Source organism: Cellulomonas sp. GbtcB1 (assembly GCF_019091725.1).
Classification (GTDB): domain Bacteria; phylum Actinomycetota; class Actinomycetes; order Actinomycetales; family Cellulomonadaceae; genus Cellulomonas.
This window is the reverse complement of record NZ_JAGXJG010000614.1, coordinates 1-233: the sequence shown is the minus strand read 5'-3', so window position 1 is coordinate 233 and position 233 is coordinate 1. Positions and strand designations below refer to the sequence as shown.

The following is a 233-nucleotide window of genomic DNA, read 5'->3' as shown; positions in this document are numbered from 1 at the left end:
CGCCACGCGCACCCTGCCGGACAACGCCAGGTCCACCGACGCGCAGCGCCGGGTCTACCAGGCGGTGCTCGCCGCCGCGGACGCCGCGTTCGCGGTCGCCGTGCCGGGCAACCGGTACCGGGACGTGCACGCCGCCGCGATGGACGTGATCGCCGGCCGGCTCGGCGCGTGGGGCATGCTGCCCGCCTCCGTCGAGGAGTCGCTCAGCCCCGAGGGCCAGCAGCACCGCCGCT

The 233-nt window shown here is 77.7% G+C and carries 1 protein-coding gene; it reads left to right on the top strand.

The annotated features are described in order from the left end of the window. Positions 1 to 233, top strand: a 233-nt coding sequence (locus KVT14_RS21555) for a M24 family metallopeptidase (protein ID WP_217617405.1), incomplete at both ends; no start/stop codon positions are given.